Here is a 22531-nt window from a genome sequence, read left to right as displayed (position 1 = left end):
CCACCACCCCATTCGATAGAAGTGAGAAACGCACCCTCCGCTTAATAAAAAGCGTCTTTCCGGTTCCTACCTCTGAAAATATAGCGTTCTGAATCAAATGATCTACTTCGTAACGACAATCAGTAGGATGCCAATTCTGATCATATTTTCCTTAGGAGGATAACTATGCAACTTGCGTGGTACTCATCTTAAGCATTTTAGTTTATTCATTCTGTTACTAACCTGATTATGACTCCCTGTATGTGTAGAGTTGATGTGCGTCTTCCGCTAGCCTTGTTGAAAGTAACCTTTATGATTAGGCTTTTCTCAATTCTTACGTGCTGCATTTCCGTCATTGGAGTTTCCGTTCTACTAAAGGACGTAAAGAACTCCGGGAAATTGCGAGACTCCTGTGGGAAGAGAGTGCTTGGTGAGATCCCGCAGGACGGGACGTCCGAGGAAGCTCACCGCGCTCCCACGGAAAGGGAGTGATTTCCCGTAGTTCTTTACACTGTTAAACGTAACGGAAACACCCCAAACATATCGAAGCTGAGTCTTCAGCATAAGGGAGCTTATATGAATATCAACACGGAACTTTAACAAAGCCCATTAAAAATTAACAAACAAATGCAATAAAGCCCGATCGGATTAATCCGATCGGGCCTCTTTTATATCTCTTTTAATTAGAAGAGTTGCGTCCCTTGCTTTGGAAATTACGATTTCCTTTGCCTTTGAAGTTGCGGGACTTATTGTTGTTTTGCTTATTATACGGGCGCTTGCCGTCTTTACGGTACGGCTTTTTACCACGGCCGCCACCGCCACCGCCGCCTTTGACACTTATCGGCTGAACTGATGAAAGTCTGACAGGAACTTCACTGCGTTCCTTCGTCATCTGTTTCAGGGCAGCTGCAATAATATCAGAAGCATCATGCTGCTCTAATAATTCGCCTGCAGACTGCTGGTATTTAGAAACATCTTCCTGATCAAGCGTCTGGACAATCTTATCGACAGCCATTTGCTGCTGACCACGACGAGCTTCATCAGATGATGGCACGCTTAGACGTTCTACATGTTTCTTCGTAAGTTTCTCGATCAAGTTCAATTGAGCTTTTTCACGAGGCGTTACGAAAGAGATTGATTTACCTTTACGACCAGCACGGCCAGTACGTCCTATACGGTGTACGTAGCTTTCTGGATCTTGTGGAATATCAAAGTTATACACGTGAGAAACTTCAGAGATATCAAGTCCACGAGCGGCTACGTCTGTAGCAACAAGAATCTCGATACGTCCTTTTTTGAATTTATTCAGAACGGACATACGCTTTCCTTGAGTCAAGTCTCCGTGAATACCTTCTGCAAGGAAACCACGAGCCTGAAGTCCGTCTGCTACTTCATCAACACGACGCTTCGTACGACCAAACACGATCGCTAGAGCAGGCGCATCAATATCAAGTAGACGAGTCAGAGTATCAAACTTATGCTTCTCAGGAATTTCAACATAATACTGTTCAATATTTTCAACTGTCATTTCTTTCGATTTAACTTTAACCTCTTCAGGCTGCTTCATAAGTGTTGTTGCGATATTACGGATCTCTTTCGGCATCGTTGCTGAGAACAATAGCGTCTGACGATGTTCTGGCAAGGATTTTAAGATGTCACGAATATCGTCGATGAAGCCCATGTTGAGCATTTCGTCAGCTTCATCTAAAACAGCTGTATGAACATTCTCAAGCTTAATCGTTTTACGACGGATATGGTCAAGTAGACGTCCCGGCGTTGCTACGACAATATGATTGTCTCTTAACGCACGGATTTGACGATCCATATTCGATCCTCCGTAAATCGGAAGAGCACGAACGCCTTTATTTTTACCAAGACGGTTTACTTCTTCAGCTACCTGGATAGCTAATTCACGAGTTGGCGCTATAACAAGACCCTGTACAGAGCGAACGTCCTTCTCAATTTTTTCGATCATTGGAATTCCGAATGCTGCTGTTTTACCTGTTCCTGTTTGAGCCTGGCCAATTACGTCTTTCCCCTGTAAACCTAGAGGGATTGTTTGTTCTTGAATCGGTGTGGTTTCTTCAAACCCCATATGGTCTAATGCTTTTAGTATTGGGCTTGATAAACCTAATGAATTAAATGTCGTCACTATATTTTCATACTCCTTCTTTTTTTAAAGTGAAATCCATCCTAAATGGAATGGTCAATTGGAAGATGCGGTCTAACCGCGTGACTTCTCCCTTCACTTCATTCGTTCCGTTAAAAGAAGAAAGGCGAGTTATCAGCTTTGTTAGACAGTGGTAATATTATTTACCTCAACTATGATAAACACAAGTAAAAAAGCCTCCTGTTTTGATATACGGAGAGGCTTCGAAAACACCTGCCTGATTGATTCATCCATCATAACACACATAACTGTATTAATTCTACACATTTTTGTTATGCTTTTCAAACCTAACAATGATAAAATTAAGAAAACCGTTGTTCAAAGGAGGGTCTCCCTATGGATAAGCCTCCATTTAATCCATATATTCTATTGATGGTCGGGGTAATTTCTATTTCCACCTCGGCGATCTTTGTTAAATTAGCAGGAGACGCTCCTGCTTCAATTATCGCCTTTTATCGTTTATTACTTGCCATTATTATTATGGCCCCTTATGTTTTTCTTAAACATTCCGATGATTTATTCAGTATTTCAAAAAAAGACGGCACACTAGCAGCGGTTTCAGGTGTTTTTCTAGCCTTCCATTTTATTTTGTGGTTTGAGTCTTTGAACTATACTTCCGTTGCCAGCTCTGTCGTACTCGTTTCCATGCAGCCCATTTTCGCTTTCATTGGGACTTACCTTTTCTTCAAAGAACGTTTTTCAGCTGGAGCTGTACTCAGCATGCTGATTGCCATCACGGGAAGTGTGATCATCAGTTGGGGGGATTTCCAAATAAGCGGGCTTGCGTTCCTGGGAGATATCCTGGCTTTACTCGGTGCGATCATGGTCACCGGTTATTTCCTGGTCGGCCAGAATCTTCGCAAACGACTTTCGCTGACCTCCTATACGTTTGTCGTTTACTCCGCCGCTACTTTGACGCTGCTCATTTACAACCTTGGGTTGAACGTACCTTTTGGCGGGTATAACAGCAGCCAATGGCTTATCTTTTTATGTCTGGCAATCGTCCCGACTTTTTTAGGACATTCCTTGTTCAATTGGTCTTTACGGTGGATGAGCGCTTCGAAAATTTCCATGAGTATTTTGCTCGAACCGATCGGTGCTTCGATTCTGGCTTTCTTCCTATTGAATGAAGCAGTTTCCTGGTCCCAGTGGTTAGGAGGATCGATCGTAATTTTCGGATTGATGCTTTTCATTATCAGTACTAAAAAGATGATGAAGCCGAAAATCATCCATCGTTCTAGAAAGCTTTAAACACCGCATGTTTGTTATACTATAGGTAGATAAAGAATGATTATTATTTTGAGAGCAGGTGAAGAGATGACAATCCAGATGATTATTGACGGAGGGGCAGATCTGCCACAGGAAATGATTGAAGAACACCAATTAAAGGTCGTCCCGTTGAACATCCACTTCGGGGACGAGCAATACAAAACAGGATTGACGATTGACTTACCCACCTTCTATCAGAAGCTGAAAGAGTCGGACGAACTGCCGACCTCTTCTTCTCCAAGTCCTAATGATTTTTATGAGAAATTCAAACAAGTCGGGCCTGACGAACAGATTCTCGTACTCGCCCTTACCCAGGGACTGAGCAGTACGTATGACAGCGCCATTATGGGCCGTGATATGCTGCTCGAAGAAGAGCCCGACCGTGACATCGCTGTACTCAATACGAAGACCGCCTCATGCGGCGTAGCACTGCTCGTTCATGAAGCTTCGGCTAAAATTGAAGAAGGCATGCCTTTTAATCAAATCGTCGAGCATATGAATGACAAGATTGAGAAAACGACTACATTATTCGTTCTGAAAACATTAGAGAACGTCATTAAAGGCGGGCGCTTGGATCGAGTGAAAGGTACGCTGGCCAAAACCTTAAACATCAAACTTCTTATGAAGGCAACCGACGAAGAAGGTTCTGTCGCGGTCACTGAAAAAGTCCGTGGAGATAAAAAGTCAATCCGGCGCTTCATCGAGCAAATTGGAGAATACGCGCACCAATTCGAGGATAAAGTGATCGCGATGTCCCATAGCAATGATGAAGAACGCGGTAGAAAAGTACTGCAGTCGATCAAAGAGAAGTATCCGTTCAAGGATTCTATTTTCACTGAAACCGGTCCGCTCATTTCCACATATGCCGGGGAAGGCGGCCTTGTAATCGCCTTTTTCAAGGATTAGATACTAAAAGCACTTAGGGGTTCAACATTAAGAGAAAACGACAATTCGCAAAGTAATGAACACAAAAAACGTCCATGGAGGAAACCATGGACGTTTTTTGTGTCTCTTCACTACAAAGTCACAAAACCCAGCCTTCCAGTATCATTAAACATCATTTTAATGCCTGAGAAAGCTATCAGGTTTTCTGTTTTACAAAATCGCCTAAAAACTCGATGACCTTATTGAAAAGCACCTCTTGATCGAGATCATGACAAACCAGATGCTTTGATTGCGGCAGGAATACCACTTCTTTTTTCGGAGCAGCAATCTCACTCTCTAAAAAGTTCGCCGCTTTACTAGGAACCATTCCATCCAGCTCTCCCTGCATAATGAGGGTGGGACATTCAACCTGGGCTAAATAAGGCTTCGTGAATTCCACGCAGCGCATGAACTCTAAGCTTGAAAGGAAATGTGTTTGGCTCACCTTCGTCTGATACCGTATAAAAAGCTGGTTTTCTGCCAGCGAACCTCTCCACGCATCACTCAGAATTCCGACCGTATCTCTCGCCATCTGCGGAAAGCTGATATACTTCAAAGCTGCCGATAACAGTATGAGACGATCCACTTTATACTTGGCTGCTAAGTAAGAGGAAATCATGCCTCCCATGGAAAAACCAATAAGGATAATTGTGTCATGCTTTTTCTTCAATTCTAATAAAGCAAGCTCTGCCGCAGCAATCCACTCTTGATAATAATGGCCTTTAAGATCCAACTCTTCCCCATGACCCGGAAGAGTCGGGGCCGATAACTCCCAGTCCGTCTGCTCTTCGAGAAAGTTCACTAAAGGTTCCACCTCAACAGGGCTCCCAGTGTAACCATGTATACATAGACATCCTGTACTCATTTTCATTCACCATCCATTTGCTTATGTAAAAAGGGTGCAGCTTATCGCAGCCCTTTTACAAATGTACTAATCCCTTTAACCATCGGCGATACTTGTTGAATCGTCTGGACGACCTGCCCCGTCGTACTCATCATCTTATCAATATCTATCTGTCCTTGTTCGTCCTTGAAATATGCCAGCACATTCTTTTTCTGAAAACCGTTTTCTCCTCCACCATTATAACCTGAATAGCCGTAACCATTCATGTAAGCCGCCTGATACATGGAAGGATCTTGATACATGGATTGCTCTGGGTCCTGATACATGGAAGGATCCTGGTACATTGCCTGAGCCGGGTCCTGATACGTTGATGGATCTTGATACATCGATTGCGCTGAGTCCTGGTACATGGACGGATCCTGCTGATAAACAGACTGAGCCGGACCCTGGAATGCGGAGGGGTCCTGATACATCGCCTGAGAAGGATCTTGATACATCATTGAATTCCTCTGATCCATATATTGCGATCCATCTTGATATGAAGGCTGCTGATATGTCATCGATGGATTCCAGCCGTTAACGGATTGCATCTGCTGATAATACTGTGCATAGCTGCGATCGATCGCTTCATTTCCATAAGGAGAATACGGTGGCTGCCAGTAATTATTTGGATTGTTATACATAGGAGGACCACCTTTAATTTTTATACTACAGCCTATGTCACTTCACGAAAAAAGTGTAAAAAAAAACAAGTGATACTGAATCACTTGAGCTCTTTTTCACACATGAAAATATACAGTTTATGAGAAATGTATGGTGTCCGTATCTTGGAAACGACCTGCGTCTTGAATGCCGAGTGTACGCTTTAACTTACGTTCCTGAAAGCCAAGTACCTTTTCGTCGTTAATAAATGTAGCGGGCGTACCGTATATTTTCTGGCTTTGCAGCTCTTTAAAATATGATTTATCCTGTGAAATGTTTTTTTCTTTATATTCAATGTTCCATTCGGAAAGCTTTGCTAAAACTTTTTCACAATGAGAGCATTGATCACTGGTATAAACGATGACACTATGCTGAGTCATAGGTGCTCCTCCTCTTCCTGAGCTTAACTAGTTCTAATGTATCATTACTCATTTAATACCCCCACCATAAAAAAATAAACATAGAATTAACATTTATTTGTAAAAAAATGGAGAGGAATCTGGAGTTCCTCCCCATTCCGCAAATTAGGACAGCAGTTCCTTAATAGGATCGCTGCCACTGATCAAGTCAAAACTTTTATTCTCTGCTTTAGGCACGGATATAAGATGAGCGATCGTTTCTGCGACATCTTCTCTAGGAATTTCACCGAAATTGTTCATGTTCTCCTGTAACATCACACATCCTGTCCCAGGTTCATTCGTCAAACCGCCTGGGCGGACGATCGTGTAATCGAGCCCGGATTGTTTCAAGTGCTCATCCGCTCTATGCTTGGCATATAAATAATGCTTCATACCACTAGGACCTGATTCCGGGCGGTCGGCCAGCATTGAGCTCAGCATGACGAACCGCTGGATCCCGAAATGTTTAGCACGCTCGATCGATTTGATGGCGCCCTCCTGATCGATCAAAATCGTCTTATCCGCTCCCGTATCCGGACCGGACCCTGCCGCAAATATTACAGCATCTATTTTATAAAAAGCGGATTCAAAGTCTTTTTCTAAGTTGCCTAATACCGTATCTACACCTTTTTCTTCAAATTGAGGAACCTGATCAGGGTCCCGTACCATCGCTACCGGGTCGTGATCAGCACTTTTCAGCTTATCGACTATATGTTTTCCTACCTTACCATTCGCTCCTATTACTAATACACGCATGTTCCTTCCTCCTTAAGTATTAAAAACCTTCAGTACTTCTTCTACATCCGTAAAGTTCCCTACTCTGCAAAAATTAAACGACGCAAGCTGCTCGGAGTGTTCCACACCTACTGACATTAAAATCATTACACCCAGCAGGAAAATGAAACAATCCGGGCGAATTTATAAAGAAAGAAGAGGAGGAGTTATACTATGGGCAATACATATATGTTTACAGGCTTTCCCGGATACCTGGCTACAAAGCTTCTTAAAGAAATAGCTGACAAAGAATATCCAGCAGAGTGTGTCTATTTACTGCACTTGCCGACCGTAAAAACTGCTGCGCATCTTGAGTTGAATCAATTGATAGCTGAAGGGGTTGTCAATCCGGAAAAAGTGCAATTGGTCGAAGGAGACATCACGAATCCGATCCTTGGTTTAGAGCCTTTTTTATCACAAAAACTTCAACATGAAGTAACCCACTTCTTTCATCTGGCTGCTTTGTATGATCTAGCCGCTCCGTTCGTCCGATCTTGGCAGATCAATGTAGATGGCACCCGCCATGTGATGGAATGGCTGAGAAAAGCTCGCCGGTTGAAGCATTTTATATATTTCAGCAGCGCTTTTGTTTCAGGACGGCGCGAAGAGTTGATTTATGAAAATGAGCTCGTGCATGACGCAGGGTTTAAAAACCATTATGAATATACGAAATACGAAGCCGAACGAATTGTCCAGGCTTCGATTATCCCCTCCACAATCATCAGGCCTGGCATTGTCGTCGGCCATTCCATCACGGGAGAAACGATGAAATTCGACGGTCCATATTTCATCTTGAATTTATTCCAGCGAATCAGGCAGTCCCCTATTCTTCCGTACTTTGGAGAGGGACAGGCGTTAGTCAATATTGTCCCTCAGGATTATGTCATTCAAGCTTCGACCTTCTTTGCCCACCATGATAAGAGCATCGGGAAAACCTATCATTTAACAGATCCCTCTCCTTATTCTGCGCGTCGAATTTATGAGATGTTTGCGGAAGCTTTCTTGAACCGGCACCCTAGACTTACACTGCCATTGACCGTAGCAAAAGCTGGTCTGGCCGTCCAACCGGTTAGAAAATTCACCGGTCTGCAAAAGCAGGCGCTCGACTACTTTACGTGTGAAAGTGAATATAATCAGGACAACACCATTGCTGATTTGAGCGGAACGAAGATTACTTGTCCTGATTTAGCCAGTTACATCCCTGCGTTAGTTCGTTATTATGAGGCTCATCGTAAAGAACAAGATAAACACGTGTCTATTTTTTAGCAGCTTCTTCATTTAGATCTTGTTCCGTGCTTACGGCTTTACCTCTAATGACATAGCTCAGTTTTACTTCCTTATTGCATTTATATAAGCTCCCGTTTTAGAGAGTTTCCGTGACTAAGAACCGAGCTTGAAGGTCCGGGAAATGACTCGCTTTCCATGGGCGTACGGTGAGCTTCCTCGGGCTAAAGCCCTCCGGGATCTCACCATGTACTATCATCCCATAGGAGTCTCGCCATTTCCCGGACCTTCTTGCGTTTTGCGAGAATAACGGAAACATTTTATAAACTGCTTCCCGCCAAAAAATACATTTAATGAGAATCGTTTCGAGACTTTTTGTATGCGGAGATGCTCTAAACTACTTAAAGTGTAGGAAGTGCACGTCAATGGAGTATGATGATCCGCTATGATTAAGAATGCTCTCTTCCAAGAGACTTTGAAGCACATATGCTTCGTTCAGAGTCATATGGAATGGAAACCACCTTTCCACTCATTACGTTGTCGGAACTGCCAGAGACCCCACAGGAACACGAGTGGCTTCCCAACCCCCCCCTGACTCGGCATACGGCAACGAACCCCGGTTATCTCGGAAACAAGTCTTCGATAAGACTGTTGTACCATTGAATCATTCTCTCATAAAAAATCATCAACATTGTTTAAAATAACTAACGACAAAAAAGAAGCACGGCCCTGATCATGAGGCCGTGCTTCTTTTAGTTTTCTATCCACAACTTATACAGGTGGTCGATTTTCCCTTGAATATGACTGCGCTTCGCTTTCAGACTTCCAGAGTCCTCGCCAGCCGCCTGTTCCAGCTGCAGCTCAAGCTCTTCAATTTGCTCTTCATAGCTCCTGTGATCTTTTTCTTCTGAAGTTGCTTCAACAGAAGCTGCCTTCGCTTCAGCACTTTTTTCAAGAATCGCTTCCCACTCATGTCTTGTTTCCTTGTACGTCCCTAAGAACCGATGCAGCTGCCCGGCGACCAGGTATGCAGTTTCCGGAAAACATTCATTCAAGAAGTGACGATCGTGAGAAACACCAATGACTGTCCCCTCAAATCGCTGAAGTGCTTCTTCTAATACTTGTTGGGATTCGATGTCGAGGTGGTTCGTCGGTTCATCGAGCACAAGGAAATTGATACCTTTATGCATGAACACTGCTAGTTTCAGTCTCATCCGCTCCCCGCCGCTTAACCGGGAAATTTTCTGAAATACATCATACCCATAAAACATGAAAGCTGCCAGCATATGGCGAGCCTGCCCTTCCGTCACTATGATCTGATCGCGGAAGTGGTCGATCAGCCGCTGATTTTCATCGACGCCGTGCAGCGGGTCCTGCGCAAGGTAGCCGATTGTAACGGAGCTTCCTAAGCGAACCTCACCCCGATCTTCAGCTTCCTGCTTCATTAATATTTTAAGAAGGGTGGATTTTCCGCTCCCATTCGTTCCAACAATCGCCAGACGGTCTTTGTACTTGAGGGTCAAATTCAAATCGTCCAGTACCTGTCTTCTTTCATAAGACTTGCTTACGCCCTGCACAGCTAAGACATCATTACCGCTGCGCCCTTCTGCTGTCAACTCAAGATTCATCTTTTTAGGATCCAGGTTCGGGCGCTCCAATTTCTCCATACGTTCCAGTGCTCGTTCCATACTTTTCGCCTTTTTGAAGAGTTTTTCATTTGGCGGATTCGCTTCATTGGCCCACTGCCTCAATCGGCGGATCGCTTCTTTCATCTTCTTGATTTTCTTCTGCTGTTCTTGAAATTGGTGAAACTCGACGAGAAGCTTCTCTTCTTTTTGCTTTTCAAACGAACTGTAGTTGCCTCGATACACTTCGCACTCTCCATCTTCTAAATCAACGATCGTCTGGACAGTATGGTCAAGGAATTCCCGGTCGTGGGAAATGATGCATACAGATCCTTGATACTGCTTTAAATAATGCTCCAGCCATTCTATGGCATGCAGGTCAAGGTGATTCGTCGGTTCATCCAGCAGCAGGACATCCGGTTTCTCAAGTAAGATCTTTCCGAGCGAGAGCTTCGTTTTCTCCCCGCCGCTCAAATGGGTAAACGGCTGGTCGAGCATCTCACTGATTTGCAGCCCATTCGCTACCTGCTCAATCATTGCATCCATTTCGTAGCCGCCTGAATCGGCAAAGCGATCCTGGAGTTCTCCATATTTCAATAACGCTTTTTCCATCTGTTCCGGGTCGGTCATGGCTTCCTCAAGTTTTTTCATTTCATCCATCATTTCGGATAGATGTAAAAAAGCCTGTTGCAAGTACTCTCGCCCTGAACCTTCATATATATCAGGAATTTGCTTCAAATAGCCGATGCTTAATCCTTTTTTAATAAAAATGTCTCCGCCGTCAATACTTTCTTCCTTAGTGATCAACCGAAAAAGCGTCGACTTACCACAGCCATTCCGTCCGACAAGTCCCAGTTTCTGACCTTCTATAATGTCGAAATTCAGTGATTCGAACAAAACCTTTCCGCCGATAATTTTATATACTTTCTTTAATGTAATATTCATTGTTCTTCCTCCTAAAGACAAAAAAAGCCAGAGGCCTCAAGACCCCTGACTTTATTTTACCGATGATTAATCAGATATGAGACGTTATCTTTTTCTATTCAACTGTATATTTGGACATACTTGTCCCTTGTACAGTTTCATCATGAAAAAGCGCACGGTTGATATATAAAAGTTCACAATCAATCACATGCTTAGATAACATCTTCATACCCTCCTATTCGTCTTTAGTTATATTACAGTATACATGAAAAATGAAAGCGTTACTATCCTTTTTGCAGGTCGGCGTGCGTACCTAATTTTTTCAGCAGATCAATAGCTTGTTTCTTTTCATCTTCTGTCAGGCCGCTCGTGATTTTTTCGATTTGTTTCCAATGATCAGGAAAGATACCCTTTAACAGAGCTCTTCCTTCTTCATTGATCGCCGCATAGGTAATCCTGCGATCGTTAGGACAGGGAACTCGATCAATCAGTCCCTTTTTCTCAAGCTTATCAACGACATACGTGATACTTCCGCTCGCTAATAATATTTTCTCCCCGATTTTCTGCAGCGGCTGGTCCCCTTCGTGGTAAAGCAGTTCAAGCACTCCGAATTCAGTAGGATTCAACCCGTGCCCCTGGATATCGTCTTTTACGAGATCAGCAATCGAACGGTGGGCTTTTGACAGCACAACGAATAGTTTAAGGGATGGGTCCTGTTTCTTTACTTGGTATAATTCTTGTTCGTCCATTATTCTCTTCCTCTCAAAACCCTCTAGTTAGGTTTAATATATCAAACTTTAAGCCCTTTCAAAAGGGTGTTTCCTAACCCAATATAGAAATCCCCTTGATATAAAACCGCAAGTGACTCACGAAACTCTATCATTTAAGTTCATGAGGCACTTCACGTCGTTTCCTTATTATTTACTTTAGGGGGATTTTTCACAAATGCAGGGTCCGGCGCCAAGAAAGTGAAATGGGCCGGAAGAATCTCCAAATGAGTTGGTGTGGTTCCTTTGATTTCACCATCCATATCCACTTCCTGCTCCACTTCGACATCAATCCTGACGTCCCTCCCCTGCCTGTACATTAGTTCTTGATGATTTTTCGGATCCGACCACGGTTTATTCATAGAGAGAAGTTCTTTGAACAAGGTCAAGTTTGAATTCTTTACGACCAGCACGTCGAGCAATCCATCATCCGGGCGAGCATCCGGCATAGGGACTTGCTGGGTTCCAATGAATCTTCCGTTCATGATTAGTACCATCATCGCTTCGTCCTGGATCCTTTCGCCATCGATTTCCAGAGTGAAATGGAAGGAGTCTGCTTGATTCATTGTTTTGAAAGCACTGATATAATAGCTTATTACACCAAAACGATTCTTTTGAAGAGAATCAATATTAGATGAAGTTTCTGTTACCAGCCCGATTCCCCAGAAATTCACGAAATAGTGCTCATTTGCCTGCCCGGCGTCGATGGACATTTCTTCTCCGTTGATGACTGCTTGCGCCGCCTGCTGCATCTGCTGCGGAGTACCGAGTACTCGACTGAAATCATTGCTTGTGCCTCCTGGAAGGACGCCGATCACCGGTCGATTTTCGACTTCTGCCAAACAATTAACGCACTCGTGTACGGTACCATCCCCACCCAAAATGAACAGGACATCCACTTCCGGACCATAATCGCAGCAAGTTTCCTTGAATTCTTCAAGCGTTTCTGTTTGTATCACTTGAAATTCTTTGATCTCTTTAGCAAGGACCGGGAGAATATGGGCTAGATTCTGATCGAGTTCTCCATTGCCCGCATTGCCATTATATATAAATAATCCACGTTGATAACGAGGCATCGTACGACCTCCTTTAAATGCAATCCATTACTATATATTTGCCTTATTCCCTTCGGTTGAAACGTTTACTTGACTCAAACAAAAAGGTTTACCTTTTCTTCCAAACGGATTATACTGTTATTTACTTAGGAGGCTAACTAATTTATGCGACGTGAAATTGAACCACTGCTGGGATATAACTTCAACGTTATTTCCCATTTTATACAAAACAAATATAACAGAAAATTGAGTGAGTATGGATTGACCAGCTCACAGGCTAAAGTCATATACTTTTTATCCGCCCACGGATCACAGAATCAAACCGATTTGCAAAATAGATTATACATTAAAGCATCTTCTATGAATGGCATCATTGAATCGCTCATGAAGAATGAGTGTATTACGAAAGAATCCAGCAAGGAAGATAAACGAACCAAAGTCATCCACCTGACGGAAAAAGGAGAAAAGCTGGAACAGACAATTTGGTCGGTAGTCCTTGAATTGGAAGAGGAAATCGGAGAAGGAATTACGAAAGAAGAGCAGCTTGCAATGATTTCCCTTATGAAAAAAATCCAGAAAAACATCCGGCCAGACGCTCAAGGAGGAGGGAAATAAATGAAAGAACAAAGTCAGCGCTTAGGATCTCAACCAATTCCTAAGCTATTATTGAACCTTTCACTTCCGGCAATGATCGGGATGTTTGTAATGGCTTTTTATAACGTAGTTGACACCTTATTCATCGCTCGGGGAGTTGGGATCGAGGGAGTGGCCGGCGTTAGCATCGGATTCCCTGTCATGATGATTATCATGGCTATTGCGGCGGCTGTCGGCATCGGGGGAGCCTCTGTCATCTCGAGACGATTAGGTGAAAATAAACAGGAAGAAGCGAACAAGGTATTTGGAAACGTATTGTTTATGATCGTATCGGTCAGCTTCATCGGGTTCATTGGTGCCTTCACCTTTATGGAACCTCTGCTTATCCTATTTGGAGCAACGCCTGATATTCTACCGCATGCTGTCGACTACTTGTTTCCTATTATGCTTGGCTCTTTGTTTTTCTCTTTAGCATTTACGACGAACAGCATCATCCGGTCAGAAGGCAACTCTAAATTTGCCATGATGACAATGATTATCCCTGCGGTGTTGAATATCATCCTCGACCCGATTTTTATTTTCGGTTTAGATATGGGGGTACAAGGCGCTTCATTAGCTACCGTCATTTCACAAGCATCGGTCAGTGTGGTCATCTTGCGTTATTTCCTTACTGGAAAATCATCTTTAACAGTGAGACTCGCAAACTTGAAACCGATGTATACTGTCATCAAAGAGACACTAACCATTGGCTTCCCTGCCTTTATCCGGCAAGTTTCCGGCAGTGCGATGATGATCGCCATCAACTTTATGCTCATTAAATTTGGCGGCGACTTTGAAGTAGGCGTCTTCGGTATTGTGCAAAAGCTGACGATGTTCACGATCATGCCGATGATTGGAGTCCTTCAAGGCATGCAGCCGATTATCGGTTATAACTATGGAGCCAGCCTCCACGATCGCCTGCGCGAAACTGTCGTACTCGGCATGAAAGTCGTCACGATCGTCTCCGGCGTTATTTTTACCGTGATGATGATCTTCCCAGAATTACTCATGCGGATATTCAGCGGCGATCCAGCCATCATTGATGAAGGTTCGTTTGCGATAAGAATCATGTTTGCAGCCTCTCTGTTAATCGGTGTGCAAGTTGTAAGTGGTGGTTTATACCAAGCCTTAGGAAAAGCCAAACCCGCTTTGATTCTTTCTATGGCGAGACAAGTGCTGTTCTTAATTCCGCTCGTTTTGATTCTGCCGAACTTTTTCGGTGTAACTGGAGTGTGGCTCGCTTTTCCAATAGCTGACGTCCTGGCATTCACTCTATCAGTCTACTTTTTATATGGCGACCGTCATCTATTTTTTATTAAAAAGAAAGATCCTGCCGACTATAAACCAGTTCCCAGCTCTTCCTGAATAAAGTGCCGCTCTTGTTATTATAAGGGCGGCATTTTTTACCAATAAATGATAAAAATTGATAGAAAGAAACATAGAATTCAGTTACACTTAGGACTAGACGTATTCATAAAGGGTGACTGGTATTGACCTACAGGATTCAATTATTCAAATTATTATTTAAGCGGCACGATCAATTATTCGTTATACGAAAAGCTGAACGCATCCGCCGCGTCTGGCTTTCCCTATTATTATTAGTAATGCTTACACTACTTACATATGCTTCAACAGCTTGGATCGGCCTTGGAACTGATCCATTATCAACGAGTGTGAATGAGCTCAGCCGCAACGATTACGAATTCCATAAAGCGTGGTTTTTACTAGGACGACTGCTTACAGGATTAACCTTAATGCTAGGGACGATATTTCTCAGTACGTTCATATTTTGGCTCTTATTCGACCTCCCTTATAAAAAGATGATGGTCGTCCAAATGAGTGTCTGGCTGATCATGCTTGTCGAACGGCTGACCTGGATTCCATTTATGGTGTACTTAGGACTGGACTGGTATGTCTCCCCGCTTTCTTTAGGGATCATTGCTTCCTATACTACCTCCCTGGATTGGGTCATTTACTTTTTCGGCGCCGTTTCTTTGTTCCAATTCATCATTATCTGGCTGCAAATCAAGTCAGCTATCTTTTTATCGAATTCAAGAAAATGGTGGGTTGTAACAGGAGTGATTTTTTGTAACCTGCTCCTTTTTGCAGGAACAGCTGCATTATCCTATTTTGACACAACAATAGTACAACTACTTCTCTCTTAAAGGATGAAGCTTATGAAATCATCACGCAAAACTTGGTGGATCGGGATCAGCGTATTTATCTTTGTGGCTGCGAACAGCCTTCTACTGTATTTCGATTCCCAGCAAAAAGTAGAAAGAAAATCTTTCGTCTCAGAATGGTCAGGGACCTTCATCTCTGACCTTGAGGAGACCATTGAACTGCGCGGCGTATTCTCATCTGCAGATGCATCTCCCGTTTATTTCGACGAACAAACTGGGGCATTCCAGGAGTTTTCAGTCGAAGTCGGAGATGAAGTGAATGAAGGAGATGAATTGTACTCGTACGAAGTCGTGGATTACGAGGCGCAATCCACGGAACTCGAGCAAACTGCTGCAAAGATTCAAAGCGAAATAGACGCCATTGATACATATGTGAGCGAATTAGAAAATTACACAATCGAAGAAGAAAGCAGTAACGATACTTCCTTCAACCCTTTTGGTGAACTGGAAGAAGAGGAAGACCTGGAGAACGAGCTTGAGGAAACGGCAGAAGAAAATTCTACAGTTGAAGCGGAATTGCTCAAAGAGGAAGCGATCGCTGCCCAGGAAAAAGAACGTTCCCAGAAAGAAGCCGAATTGACGATGGTGGAAGACCAGCTGAATGAGCTTACTTCCATCGGCCAGACAATTACAGTGACCAGCGCAATAGATGGGTTTGTGACCGAACGCTCTGAAAATTTACAGTCGCCGCTATTGACCTTGTCTTCCGCAGAGTTGAAAGTCGAAGGAGAGGTCAATGAAGAGGATCATAAAGTCATTGAGGAAGATATGGAAGCAAGAATCATGACAGATGACCTGGATGATGTGGAACTGACAGGCACGATTGACCAACTCGCTTCCGTATCAGAACACGCCCATGTAGACAAAGTAAGCCAATACCCATTTGAAATTGCTTTGACGGATATCGATGACAAAGTCAAAACTGGATACCACGCGGACGTGGAAGTGGTCACCGACCAGTCACTTGAAGCTGTTACAGCCTTTGAGGAGACACTTGTCACTGATAAAAATCTTTATGCCTGGGAAATGACGAATGAAGGTATCTTAAGAAAACGCACATTGGAAACAGGACTTCAAGAGGATGACAAAATAGAAATCATTGATGGACTCGACTATCCTGCCCAGCTTGCAAAGGAACGCAAAGACCAATTTCAAAATGGAACAATTTTCATCACACCGATTGATAGTCAAAACCTGAAATATAAAGAAATCTTCCAGAATTTCAGCGCGCAAATGAAAGAGAATATTCTGCTCGGCCTTCTAAATCGCTAAAACTAGCAAAGCTTTTGCAAAATAGATAGCCTCGTGCCACGATATAAAGTGGATATAGTAGATTATCGGTAAAAGGGGACTATCTTAATGAAATTAAGTGTACTCGATCAATCCCCGATTCTATCAGGGATGACACCACAAGACGCACTTCAGCAAACAACAGAGCTTGCCAAATTAACTGACGAGCTCGGGTATCACCGTTTTTGGGTATCAGAACATCATAGCACGACCAGTCTCGCAGGTTCCTCACCTGAAATTCTAGTCACTCATTTGGCCAATGAAACAAAAAATATCCGCATCGGAACGGGAGGGATACTCCTTCCCCATTACAGTGCTTTTAAAATCGCAGAAGTCTTCCGCGTACTCGAGACGCTATACCCGGGAAGGATAGATCTCGGAGTAGGACGCGCCCCGGGGGGAGTTCCAAACGTAAACCTAGCTTTGAATCGTGGTGAATTCCCTTCTATTGAAGGGTACCCCGCACAAGTAGAAGAACTGATGGCCTATCTGCATGGAGATGACCCTCATGACATGGGGATCCACGCTTCACCCCAAGGCAAGACGACTCCGCCGATTTGGATGCTCGGTTCAAGCGGTACGAGCGCAAGAGTGGCTGCAGAGAGCGGGGTTTCATACTCCTTCGCTCACTTTATCAATGGATACGGAGGCACGAAAGCGATGCAGCGGTATTACGATTATTTCTCCCCATCAATCCAACAGGACAAACCATCCGGGAACGTATCCGTATTCGTCGTGTGCGCCGAAACAATGGAACGAGCAGAATATTTGGCCGGAAGTCTTGACTTGGCCATATTGAAAATAGAGCAGGGCGGTATCCGGCATAATTTCCCTACACCCGAGGATGCTCTGAATTATTCTTATACGTGGCATGAAGAAAAACAAATCCAAGAAAATAGAAACCGTATCATCGTCGGACCGCCTGACAAAGTGAAAGAAGATATTGAAGAATTGGCTGCCTACTATAAAGTCGATGAAGTAATTGTGAATACTATTATTTCTCCGTTTGAAGCAAGGTTAACCTCTTATCGTTTGTTAGCGGAAGCTTTTGAATTAAATTCTGTTACACGACGTAGTTGATCGGATTAGAAAGCCTTAATTAGTGGTTTCTATGCCATCAAATTTGTTCTAAAATCACCTTTTATAACTGGAGGGGATTTATATGAAAAAGATCGGACGAATTCTTTTCTATCCTTTTTTAACGATAGGCTATGTTAAAGGTGGTTGTCGATGTTGATAATTGAGTTATTCAACAATATGACAGGTTAGTCGAAGACTCGATTTCGAGACATTTGTTGAGTGGATAGGGTCGGCGGGGAATGGCTCGCTTTCCGTGGGAGCGCGGTGAGCTTCCTCGGAAGTCCCGTCCTGCGGGATCTCACTAAGCACTCTCTTCCCACAGGAGTCTTCACCATTCCCCACCGCCCCTTACTATAGATGTGCTTCTCGAAATCGCTGTAAAAAGAACCTTCTAAGTAATAATGTGAGTATTAAATTCCAGTGGTATGGCTATAGAATTTTAGTTATAAAACCTGTACTTTAAGGTAGTTCCAAACATTTTCTTGCATATCACAGTCTCGCTGGTTATCACTAAAGAGCAGTTATTTTTTTATGTGAAGCACTGCAAAAAATCTTTCCGTTATCCTCGCAAAAGCAAGAAGTTCCAAAAAAGGTTAGACTCATGGAATACACGGTGTTTTCAAGTATTTTCAATCAGTGGCTACTATTTTTAAACTTGGTATAGTTTCGAGCGCCTTCCAATCGGATGGTGGCTTTAGAAAACGGTGAGACTCCTGTGGGATGTACATGATCGGTGAGATCCCGGAAGGCGAAGCCTGAGGAAGCTCACCACATGCCCACGGAAAGCGATCCGTTTTCTAAAGCCACCATACCCTCATACAAAAGCCTCGAAACTGAGTCTTCAAGAATAGGGAGCTTATTTGAATATCAACACGGAACTTTAACATAGCCTAACGACAAGATAGATGGAATGATTTTGTTTCCTATAACTGTAATCGGTTCTCTCGCTCTACAAGTTCTAAAAAATCATGGGTTTAGCTTAGGAGAAATCTTTTCCATTTCTCTAGTTTGCATGCTCATTATGATAACAATACTTCGTATAATCAGCTGGTCGCTGGGTTACCCGAGAGATGAAACCAAAAACAAATCAAAAAGGGAAAACCCGCCAAAAGATCCTAAGGAGTGGTTCAAATGCTTGCTTTCGACCATATCGTCGTTGCTTCCGAACATCCCCTCAATGACCGGAGACAGCTGACAGAGAAATATAATTTGACCGGGGTTCCTGGCGGACATCATGAAAATTGGGGCACCTTCAATGAATTATGCTATTTTTCCAATCGGAATTATATCGAATGGTTAGGCTTACAGCATCCCGATACAGCTTCTCAATCAGATAATCCGCTGATTCAGCAGTTTAAACAAACGTTTGACCAAGGTAATATGGGCCCTTTTCAATTTGCGCTGCGTACTACCGATATGGATGGATATATCAGCTATTTCCGATCACAGAACATAGCGTATACTGGTCCATTTCCAGGTGAAAGGATGCGGCCGGATGGTTCGGTTTTAAAATGGAGGATGCTTTTTCCTAAAGGACCAGACGGCCTCCCTCCCCTCCCTTTCCTGATCGAATGGGAAGGTGTAAATGAACCCAGTCAGGCTTCCGACATTAATGCAGAAAAGTTCCAGTCACTGTCCATAGGGACGGAGGAAATTGAACGCTTCAAAGAAGCACTCGTACACACGTTCCAGCTTAAAAACATGGAAGAGCCTTTCCAATTGACCTATCGTTGGCCGTTACAAAACGGGGAGCTTATCCTCACTAAAGGGCAGCACATATTCGTTCAGTTCGATACCTTCCAATTATAGATGACCATAAAAAGAGCGATGATTCATTTCATCGCTCTTTTTTATATTCTGTAACTTAATTTTTTCCAAAATTAACCGATAATTAGTTTGTCAGACATCTTACAGAAGGAGGGGGCACCATGAGTAAACGAGGATGTATAGGTTTCATCATTTTATGTCTAGCGTTGATGGGGTGTAGTAAAGGGGAAGCAGAGTCTGCGAGCACAGCTGATGGAATCAGTGCCGGCCTGCTCGTTACGGAAAGCGGGCTTGGTGACGATTCGTTTAGCGACTCGGCATTTCAAGGACTGGAGCAAGCCAGGGACGAACTTGGCATCACCTTCGATTATCGGGAACCTTTTGAAGGAGATTTCAAAGGAGACATGGAAGAATTAATTGATCAGGGACATGATGTTATTATCGGGCTTGGTTATGATTCGCAGGATTCCATAGATACGTTAGCTGAAAAGTATCCTGAGCAGCATTATGTGTTGATTGATGCCGTTTCAGAGTTCGAAAATGTGACATCAATCACGTTTAAAGAGGATGAAGGCAGTTATTTAATTGGTCTGCTTGCCGGCATGAAAACAGAGTCGAATGTGGTCGGTTTTGTCGGCGGGGAACAGATTGAGGTGGTCGAACGTTTCGAAACGGGTTTTCGCGATGGTGTGGCTGAAGTCAATTCAGAGGCAGAGGTGCTGATCGAATATGCGGAGACATTCGATGATGATAAAAAAGGCGCTGACATCGTTGGATCTATGGTAGAAAAAGAGGCAGACTACATATTCCACGCCGCCGGATTTACAGGTGTCGGTGTGATGAAAGAGGCTCAAGAACAAGGGATCTACGCATTCGGCGCTGACAGTGATCAATACTATGTCGCAGAGGATGCTGTCGTATCTTCAATGATTAAAAACTTGAACGTCGCTCTTTATGATGTGATGGCTCAGCTTGTGGAAGGCGAATCTTTAGAGGGTGGTTTAAAAGAACTCGGCATTGAAGAAGAAGGTGTCGGTCTTGCGCCAATCCGTCTGATTGAATTGACTGATGAAGAGCAGAACCGTATGGATGAGGAGGTTGCCCAATGACGATAGGCAAAAGGTTATATACGCTCACGCTGCTTCCCTTGCTTTTAGGTTTATTGCTTATCTCTTATATTATTTTCCAGATGTTCAGCTTTGAAAGTTCTACTAATGAGGATGTGCAATTCTTATTAGAAGGTAAGGAAGTGAACAGCCAGCTCATTTCTGTTGAGCAAGCATTAGATACATATGGCTTCAGTCCTTCCGCAGCTACGAAAGATGAAGCTCTTACTCAAATTGAAGTAACAGATGAAGCCTTTGGGAGCCTGGAATCTATGGTTCAGACGCCAGCTCAGGAACAATGGTATGAGCAGGCCGAAAGTAAATATGAAGACTGGCAGCAAACGGCAGCAGCGGCACTTGAGAGTGAAGACCGTAACGAAGTGCAACGCCAGGCTTCCCGTACTTCAGGCATCATAAACGACATGTATATGCTGCAAAGAGAAGCTCAGACGTGGTATGACAACAAAGTGGCAGCTCAAGCGGATGATATCCGCAGTTTGATATTATTTGCGGTTGTAGCTGCTGTAGTTTTGATCGCCAGCTCCATCTTCTCCACTTCCCGTTTGACTAAATCAATCGCCAAACCATTACAGGAACTGGCAAGGCAAGCCTCTCGTGTAGCAGAAGGAGATTTAACGACCAGGATTGAAACGTCAGATAAAGAAAAAGACGAAATCGGGCAGCTGAAGCAGGCATTTCAGGTAATGATCAGAAACCTTACCTCTACCGTGCAATCGGTGCATCGTATCGGAAATAATGTAGAGAAGTTCAGCTCTAAACTTAATCATGAAATGAACGGGCTGTCTGAGGTGACCGAACAGGTAACTAGCTCCACTGATGAGCTTGCCCAGGGAAGTCAGTCTATTTCACAGGATATCCAGGACGTCGCTTCCTTAATGGAAAATATGAACCGAAGTTTTGAAATGAATACGGAAGAAAGTAAAAAAGCTTCTGAAAAAAGCACGCAAGCTTTATCTTCCGCAGAAGATGGTCAATCTGCTATTGAAGATCAGCGAATCGTCATGGAGAAAAACACTCAATCCATCACCAACGTCGAGAACTCGGTGAATGATTTTATCGGCTATACAGATCAAATTGAAATGACGGTCAAGCTTGTAAATGATATCGCTGAGCAGACAAACCTGCTGGCATTGAATGCTGCGATCGAAGCGGCTCGTGCCGGTGAACACGGAAAAGGTTTTGCAGTCGTAGCAGAAGAAGTTAGAAAACTTGCTGACCAATCCACAAAAGCTACCGGACAGATTTCAACGATGGTCCAGCAAATCAAAACTGGTGTAACCACCATTGAAAAAGAAATGCATGAAACCATGGAGCTTACAAAACAACAGCACCAGTCACTTAATGCTTCAGAAAAATCATTTAAAGTGATTCACACGCAAGTTGACGCTATTTACAAACAGCTGAATGGACTTGTGGAAGGTATGGTTGAATCTAAATCACAAAGCTCCCAAATCACTTCATCCATAGAAAATGTAAGTGCGATTACAGAACAAACAGCAGCTGGTACAGAGGAAATCTCAGCAAGTGCTGGAGAACAACAGCACGCGTTCAACCAGCTGAGGAAGGAAGCCGATGAGCTCGAATATATGGTTAGCGAATTGAATCAGCATCTGGAGCATTTTCAGTGGGACCTCGAGGAAGAGTATCCAACAGATGAACTTCTTCAGACAGAAAATGTACGAGCTGAAGCTAGCTAACTTGAAAAAGCCGCCTATGCGGCTTTTTTTCTATCCTGAATTAACGCTAGACAATACTGTATTATCACGAATATACGAGCACAAAATTACGAACAAGCC

The 22531-nt window shown here is 43.4% G+C and carries 20 protein-coding genes; 11 read left to right on the top strand and 9 right to left on the bottom strand.

Going from position 1 to position 22531, the window contains the following annotated elements; all coding sequences use genetic code 11:
• Window positions 1–658 precede the first annotated feature (658 nt).
• Window positions 659–2131 (bottom strand): degradosome RNA helicase CshA, encoded by a 1473-nt coding sequence (cshA, locus tag O2Q26_RS16730; RefSeq protein WP_289216982.1) that lies wholly within the window; start codon window positions 2129–2131, stop codon window positions 659–661.
• 354 nt (window positions 2132–2485) lie between these two features.
• Here cshA and O2Q26_RS16725 point away from each other — a divergent pair, with 354 nt between their 5' ends.
• Window positions 2486–3400 carry a DMT family transporter gene (locus O2Q26_RS16725; protein ID WP_289216981.1) on the top strand — a complete coding sequence of 305 codons (915 nt, stop codon included), beginning with the start codon at window positions 2486–2488 and terminating at the stop codon, window positions 3398–3400.
• 66 nt (window positions 3401–3466) lie between these two features.
• Window positions 3467–4324 (top strand): DegV family protein, encoded by an 858-nt coding sequence (locus tag O2Q26_RS16720; protein WP_289216997.1) that lies wholly within the window; start codon window positions 3467–3469, stop codon window positions 4322–4324.
• Window positions 4325–4499: 175 nt separating this feature from the next.
• Here O2Q26_RS16720 and O2Q26_RS16715 read toward each other — a convergent pair whose 3' ends face one another.
• The 4 genes from O2Q26_RS16715 to O2Q26_RS16700 form a co-directional block, all read right to left on the bottom strand.
• Complete coding sequence (locus O2Q26_RS16715; protein WP_289216980.1) at window positions 4500–5207, bottom strand: alpha/beta hydrolase; 708 nt, start codon at window positions 5205–5207, stop codon at window positions 4500–4502.
• Window positions 5208–5248: 41 nt separating this feature from the next.
• A complete protein-coding gene (locus O2Q26_RS16710) occupies window positions 5249–5869 on the bottom strand; it encodes a YppG family protein (RefSeq protein WP_289216979.1) in 621 nt (206 codons plus the stop codon).
• Window positions 5870–5986: 117 nt separating this feature from the next.
• Window positions 5987–6268 (bottom strand): glutaredoxin family protein, encoded by a 282-nt coding sequence (locus O2Q26_RS16705; RefSeq protein ID WP_289216978.1) that lies wholly within the window; start codon window positions 6266–6268, stop codon window positions 5987–5989.
• A 144-nt stretch (window positions 6269–6412) separates the two neighbouring features.
• The gene (locus O2Q26_RS16700) at window positions 6413–7042 is read right to left on the bottom strand and encodes an SDR family oxidoreductase (RefSeq protein WP_289216977.1); all 630 of its coding nucleotides are present in this window, start codon (window positions 7040–7042) and stop codon (window positions 6413–6415) included.
• 192 nt (window positions 7043–7234) lie between these two features.
• Between O2Q26_RS16700 and O2Q26_RS16695 the strand changes: the two genes are divergently transcribed.
• Entirely contained in the window at window positions 7235–8326 is a 1092-nt protein-coding gene (locus O2Q26_RS16695) for an SDR family oxidoreductase (protein ID WP_289216976.1), read from the top strand.
• 710 nt (window positions 8327–9036) lie between these two features.
• Here O2Q26_RS16695 and abc-f read toward each other — a convergent pair.
• From abc-f to O2Q26_RS16675, 4 genes are all read right to left on the bottom strand, one after another.
• A complete protein-coding gene (abc-f, locus tag O2Q26_RS16690; RefSeq protein ID WP_289216975.1) occupies window positions 9037–10854 on the bottom strand; it encodes a ribosomal protection-like ABC-F family protein in 1818 nt (605 codons plus the stop codon).
• 94 nt (window positions 10855–10948) lie between these two features.
• Complete coding sequence (locus tag O2Q26_RS16685) at window positions 10949–11056, bottom strand: RAxF-45 family protein (protein ID WP_289216974.1); 108 nt, start codon at window positions 11054–11056, stop codon at window positions 10949–10951.
• Window positions 11057–11117: 61 nt separating this feature from the next.
• The gene (locus O2Q26_RS16680; protein WP_289216973.1) at window positions 11118–11582 is read right to left on the bottom strand and encodes a MarR family winged helix-turn-helix transcriptional regulator; all 465 of its coding nucleotides are present in this window, start codon (window positions 11580–11582) and stop codon (window positions 11118–11120) included.
• Window positions 11583–11734: 152 nt separating this feature from the next.
• Window positions 11735–12676, bottom strand: a complete 942-nt coding sequence (locus O2Q26_RS16675) for a diacylglycerol/lipid kinase family protein (protein WP_289216972.1) — start codon at window positions 12674–12676, stop codon at window positions 11735–11737.
• Window positions 12677–12820: 144 nt separating this feature from the next.
• On the opposite strand from O2Q26_RS16675, the gene O2Q26_RS16670 reads away from it, so the two are divergent.
• From O2Q26_RS16670 to O2Q26_RS16635, 8 genes are all read left to right on the top strand, one after another.
• Entirely contained in the window at window positions 12821–13270 is a 450-nt protein-coding gene (locus O2Q26_RS16670) for a MarR family winged helix-turn-helix transcriptional regulator (protein WP_289216971.1), read from the top strand.
• Window positions 13271–14653 carry an MATE family efflux transporter gene (locus tag O2Q26_RS16665; protein ID WP_289216970.1) on the top strand — a complete coding sequence of 461 codons (1383 nt, stop codon included), beginning with the start codon at window positions 13271–13273 and terminating at the stop codon, window positions 14651–14653.
• Window positions 14654–14778: 125 nt separating this feature from the next.
• On the top strand, window positions 14779–15453 hold the full coding sequence (locus O2Q26_RS16660; protein ID WP_289216969.1) for a hypothetical protein: 675 nt from the start codon (window positions 14779–14781) through the stop codon (window positions 15451–15453).
• Window positions 15454–15465: 12 nt separating this feature from the next.
• Window positions 15466–16743, top strand: coding sequence for an efflux RND transporter periplasmic adaptor subunit (locus tag O2Q26_RS16655; RefSeq protein WP_289216968.1), 1278 nt, complete (start codon window positions 15466–15468; stop codon window positions 16741–16743).
• Window positions 16744–16830: 87 nt separating this feature from the next.
• Window positions 16831–17841 carry an LLM class flavin-dependent oxidoreductase gene (locus O2Q26_RS16650; protein WP_289216967.1) on the top strand — a complete coding sequence of 337 codons (1011 nt, stop codon included), beginning with the start codon at window positions 16831–16833 and terminating at the stop codon, window positions 17839–17841.
• A 1131-nt stretch (window positions 17842–18972) separates the two neighbouring features.
• Complete coding sequence (locus tag O2Q26_RS16645; protein ID WP_289216966.1) at window positions 18973–19650, top strand: VOC family protein; 678 nt, start codon at window positions 18973–18975, stop codon at window positions 19648–19650.
• Between the two features lie 119 nt (window positions 19651–19769).
• The gene (locus O2Q26_RS16640; protein WP_289216965.1) at window positions 19770–20717 is read left to right on the top strand and encodes a BMP family lipoprotein; all 948 of its coding nucleotides are present in this window, start codon (window positions 19770–19772) and stop codon (window positions 20715–20717) included.
• Window positions 20714–22432, top strand: coding sequence for a methyl-accepting chemotaxis protein (locus tag O2Q26_RS16635; RefSeq protein WP_289216964.1), 1719 nt, complete (start codon window positions 20714–20716; stop codon window positions 22430–22432). The genes O2Q26_RS16640 and O2Q26_RS16635 overlap by 4 nt, the downstream gene beginning before the upstream one ends.
• The last annotated feature ends 99 nt before the right edge of the window (window positions 22433–22531 follow it).

This window comes from Halobacillus campisalis (genome assembly GCF_030345335.1).
Lineage (GTDB): Bacteria > Bacillota > Bacilli > Bacillales > Halobacillaceae > Halobacillus_A > Halobacillus_A campisalis.
Note: the sequence above shows the minus strand (reverse complement) of the source record. Positions and strands in the feature narration are given on the sequence as shown.